Here is a 5,000-nt window from a genome sequence, read left to right as displayed (position 1 = left end):
TTGCATGAACTTCATTCCCATCATGATCATTCTGGAAACCCAGAAGAAGATGATGTCGAAGCCGGTGACAAGAACGGAAGTCGGGTAGTATTTTTTCAAATCCGAAGTTTGTTCCGGCCAACCCATGGTCGAAAAAGGCCAAAGCTGAGAAGAGAACCAAGTATCCAAAACATCCGGATCGGGTTCCACTTCTTTCGAACCGCAGGAAGGACAGGACTTTACGGGAGTTTCCGCGACTTCCACGTGTTTACAAGTTTTACAGTGATACGCGGGAATTCGATGACCCCACCAAAGTTGTCTGGAAATACACCAATCACGAATGTTGTTCATCCATTCGAAAAAAGTTTTTTCCCACATTTTCGGGACAAATTCAACCTGACCGGTTTGAACGGCTTGAATTGCCAAGTCCGCGAGAGGTTTGATCTTAACGAACCACTGCGTGGAAAGATACGGTTCGATCACCGCTCCTCCTCTTGAGTTGTGTCCGACCGCATGAACGTGGTCTTCGATTTTTTCGATCAAACCTTTCGCTTCGAGATCCGCGAGAACTTTCCTGCGCGCTTCAAAACGATCCAGGCCTTGATACGGGCCTGCGTTTGCGTTCATGGTCCCGTCTGGATTCATGACGAGAAGCGGTTTGAGTCCGAGTCTTTGACCCGCTTCAAAGTCGTTTGCGTCGTGTGCGGGTGTGATCTTTACAAGGCCCGATCCGAATTCCTTATCTACGAAAGAGTCGAACAATAGAGGGATCTGTCTGTCGGTAAAAGGAAGATCCAACAAGACGTCTTTCAAGTGCGAATAACGTGTGTCTTCGGGATTCGCGCAAACGGCTACGTCTCCGAATATGGTCTCCGGTCTTGTCGTGGCTACGATTAGGAATTGATTCTTTTTACCGTGGATGGGATATTTAATATGATAGAGTTTGCCTTTTGTTTCCCGGAATTCCACCTCTAAATCCGAGATCGCGGTTTTGGAAGCGGGGCACCAGTTGATGATCCTTTCTCCGCGATAGATCAGACCTTCGTCGTAAAGAGATTTAAAAACTTTGAATACTGCTTTGGAAAGACCTTCGTCCAAAGTGAATCTTTCTCTGGACCAATCGACCGATTCTCCCAAAAGTTTTTGTTGTCGAGTGATCATTCCACCCGAGTGATCTTTCCATTCCCAGATTTTATTAACAAATTCTTCTCTTGTAAAATCAGTTCTTTTTTTACCTTCTTTTGCAAGCTCTCTTTCCACAACCATTTGAGTTGCGATTCCTGCGTGATCCGTTCCAGGAAGCCAAAGAGTGGACTTGCCTTTCTTACGTTCGATTCGGATAAGAATGTCTTGAATCGTATGATTGAGTGCGTGCCCGATGTGCAAAGACCCCGTAACGTTGGGAGGAGGGATTACTATGGAGAAAGATTCTTTGGAATTGGAATTAGGCGCAAAGGACTTTTTCTCTTCCCAGAGCGAAATCCATTTATTCTCGACTTCTTTCGGTTCGTAGCGATCGCCTATTTGTTTTTTCATGTCTATAAAGAAACAGGTTTTCTTGCTTTTTCCCGGGGTCAAGAGGATTCAAACTGTTCCGACTTTAAGAAGGGAAAAATTAGGCTTGAAGTGACGATTTATTTTCGTGCTTGAATCTTCATTCTAAAAAGGTTCGAAGCCATAAAATGAAAGTTGTTACCCTTAAGAGTGAGACGCCTGGATGAATGTCATTCATTTAAACTCAGTGAAACCGTTTTCGGTTATAGATGGATTTAAAAAGCGTTTTTGAAAACCGATTGACTCGGTTCTATTCAATTGATTGGGGGAAATTTTATATCGTATCGATGCAAGGATCTTGGGAAAGGATTCTCGATTTAGGGACAAAGGGCGATTATTTTTTTCGAATTCCGGTCGAAAATTGAAATTACATTTTTTACATTGAAAATGTGCTTTTTTCGAAAGTGATCGTTGACAAAAAGAGGGCGCTATTTCCATGTTTTTATTCAACCGGTCAAAGCGAAACTTGAAAATTAATTTAAGTTTATTGAATATGTTTTCATATTTTGAAACCGTAGAAACGTTTTTCCCCAGTCTATTTTTGATGGAATTCAAAAGTGAGTTTATATAATATTTTACTAATAAAGTTATGGAATAATGACCGATCCCTATAAAATAGAGTATCGTTAATTTGAACACAAACCCCGCGCTTAGACGCAGAATTTTACGAACAAATTCTAAAAGTAGAGGTTCCTACTTACTACTCGGACGCATAAATAGAATACTATGATAAACTTGTTTCGAAAATTAGAATGTTGGAATCTTCCTCTAAAAAGTCGAGAATTCCCGATTTGACTTAGTTTTTGAGGACCGCTATACTTTTGCAAAACCGACCGCTTATTTTCGAGTATCATTTTTATGCGTTCGAGTAATATAGAAAATTCTTTCTCATTTTTTTACGCCGAACTCACGTTAATTCTAAGAATGTAGGAATTCCTCAATTTCCCGAAGTAACAAAGAATATCCCTCACCGGAAACGGAGTCGGAAGCGATTGAAAGCTCCGTGTCGACATTCAATCCGCCGGAACCCAATTCACCGGCAAAAGGAATTCCGAATGTTTTCTCGCAAAGATGGGCCAGGGAGGAATGAGTCGGGCCGATCGAATAACTGCAAACCTTCTTCTTTAAAAAAACTGCTTCAAAAAGAGACTGGCCGAAATAGCCGACAAAACCGAAACAAGACGCCAATAAATTCTGGAATTGAAACTGGGAAACTCGGGGAATAAACTCGATCGAATTTCCGACGGGAGGAAAGCCGCCGACGCGAACGATTCTAAGCTGACTTTTATCTTTTGAAAGTAGGGACGAGAGGAAAAAATCCAATTCTTTTGAGGAATTGGAATCTATGCTCCCGGCATAACAGAGAAGAAAGGAATTCGATATCGGGTTCGCATTCAAAAGTCCGGGAGAAATCAAAATCCGATCCAAAGAAAAGCGATCCGAAATTATCGGATGGGGAAGAAGATCGTAATGTCTGTATTTTTCCCTATCCGGACCGAAATGATCCAAAAGAAGAATGCGCGTTTTTGAATATTCTGGAATTAGAATGTCTCTGGAATCCACGACGAGCAAATCCAATTCGCCGTCTTCCGGAAATTCCTCAAGCCAGAACGTTTCGTAGGAAGCAGCGGACAATAATGCGAATAGAATTCTGGAACGTTCGAAATGGCCGCTTCCGAAATTTTTCGGATCTCCCGCTAAAACTCCGACGCGAAATTGATTCGTTACTTTTGCGGACTGAGTTTGAAAACGGATTTGTTCCACGTCTTGGTTCCCCGCAAAAACGTTCGGCTCTCTTTCGAAAAGTTGAATACATTCCTTAGCGCCGAAAAAAGGATTTCGGTCGTTGAGCAGATTGAAAATTTGGGAGGCGGTTTCGAGATCTTTCGGCTCGTCGATTGTAAGTCTGAGTTTCGGCAAAACTTTCTTTTCTTTTTCGGTAAGTAAAGAGGAAAGTTTGGCGATTCGAAACCGATGCGGGTTCTCTTTTATGGAAAGACTTACGTGTTCTTTGTGTCTTTCTTCCAGAACTTGAGGACGCCACTCAAGGGCCTTTCTTGTAAAGATTTCTCCGCCCATACCCAAAGGAAGTCCCGTTACGTAAGCAAGATCTGGCTTTGTAAATTGAAACGACTGCAAAAGTTGGTTCAAATGAAGCGTATCATAAAACGGATTGTCGCCTGTGAGACGCAGAATCGTGTCCGCTTTGAAAAATTCTGCGGCTTTTATATATCTCTGTCTTACGTCTAGAAGATCTCCGGTAAAAAAACGATACTTCCTATTTTCTAAAAAAGAACGAAGCTCCTTATCCTCTTCGGGGATCAAATACACGATTTGTTCTTCGGGAAGAACGACCCGAATTCTGTCTTGGATTCTGTCGATGAGAGTTTTTCCGGAGTTGAAAGGAAGTTCTCGTAAAACCTTACCGGGAAGTCTTATGGAACTCGTCCGAGCCTGAATAAACGCGTAAATGTTACGCGTTGAACGTATACCACTCATCGCAATTCAGACAGGGCGCGCCCGTAGTTTCATGTTTTCCGTTTAACGAATTGGCAAAAGAAGGCAGACCTTTTTGCCAAATCTGCATTAGGGTTTCCTTATGAAGATTTCCGAAAACCTTCCCCGGAGTTTGTTTACAGACGGAAACGGTTCCGTCCGAATTCACGTAAAGATCCCGGTTGAGATGCCAGCAAAATTCCCTCTGAATCGGAGTGAGATCGGTGACCCTTTTTTCCGGCATAAGACCTGCGTAACGATTGTATTTTTGAAGAACGATTCCGTAACCTTGTTTTTCGGTTTCATCCACCCAAACTTCCACTTCGTCTTCAGCTTCCTGAATCTTTAAAAATTGAAGATAGATTCTGTTTTTTGGAAAAATTTTACCGAGTTGTTCCAGGTTCGAAAGTACTCGGTTTAGTTCTTTTTTTCCGTAGAGAGAGTTATATTTTTCCTGGTTTCGGGTCGTGAGATTTACGATCCAAGTGATTTTTTGTCTAAATGAGGAATCTAACGTATTCAAAAAATCTAAAGTCGAATTCAAGTCGGTGTAAAGAGCTGTTTCTATGAAAAATTCCTGTAGTAAAGAGGAGGAAAATTGAAAAGCGGTAGAAAGCAACTCCTCAAATTCGGGATGCAAAAGAGGCTCGCCTAATCCTCCGAAACAAACGCTGTATTCGTTGGAAAAGGATTCTTCCTGTTGTTTCAGTAAATTTTCCAGGAATACAGGACTAAGAAAGGAACCGTCCTGATCGTTAGGCGAAAATTGTCTCGGACAAAAACTACAACTCAATTCGCATCCTCGATATACCTCCAATTCCAGATACGAAGGGCCGGTTCTAAAAACTTCCGGATGTTCCCGAATCCACGGATGGATATCGGAATAGTTCCATACTTCTTTGGATTTCAAAAACCCTCTGACTAAGTTTAAGGATCTTTTATTTTTTAAAGAGAAGTCGAGTCTGTATTGT

General features: G+C 41.9%; 3 protein-coding genes (2 of these 3 running past the window's edge). All 3 read right to left on the bottom strand.

Annotation, left to right across the window (positions count from 1 at the left end; translation table 11 throughout):
- Positions 1-1,515, bottom strand: the 5' portion of a protein-coding gene (locus FHG67_RS15780; RefSeq protein WP_036074934.1) for a valine--tRNA ligase. Its footprint begins 1,134 nt before the window's first position; only the first 1,515 of its 2,649 coding nucleotides appear in the window; it begins with the start codon at positions 1,513-1,515; its stop codon lies beyond the left edge, outside the window.
- Positions 1,516-2,451: 936 nt separating this feature from the next.
- Complete coding sequence (locus FHG67_RS15770; protein WP_004498974.1) at positions 2,452-4,032, bottom strand: cytidylyltransferase domain-containing protein; 1,581 nt, start codon at positions 4,030-4,032, stop codon at positions 2,452-2,454.
- Positions 4,007-5,000, bottom strand: partial view of a spiro-SPASM protein gene (locus FHG67_RS15765; RefSeq protein WP_036074937.1) — the 3' portion only. Its footprint extends 551 nt past the window's final position; only the last 994 of its 1,545 coding nucleotides appear in the window; its start codon lies beyond the right edge, outside the window; it ends in the stop codon at positions 4,007-4,009. The genes FHG67_RS15770 and FHG67_RS15765 overlap by 26 nt, the downstream gene beginning before the upstream one ends.

The organism is Leptospira weilii (genome assembly GCF_006874765.1).
Classification (GTDB): Bacteria; Spirochaetota; Leptospiria; order Leptospirales; family Leptospiraceae; genus Leptospira; species Leptospira weilii.
This window is presented reverse-complemented; position numbering and strand designations above follow the sequence as displayed.

Bases quoted from the DNA above. Each gene is read 5' to 3' on its own strand.
- FHG67_RS15770 (WP_004498974.1), bottom strand. From the start codon at position 4,032: ATGAGTGGTATACGTTCAACGCGTAACATTTACGCGTTTATTCAGGCT.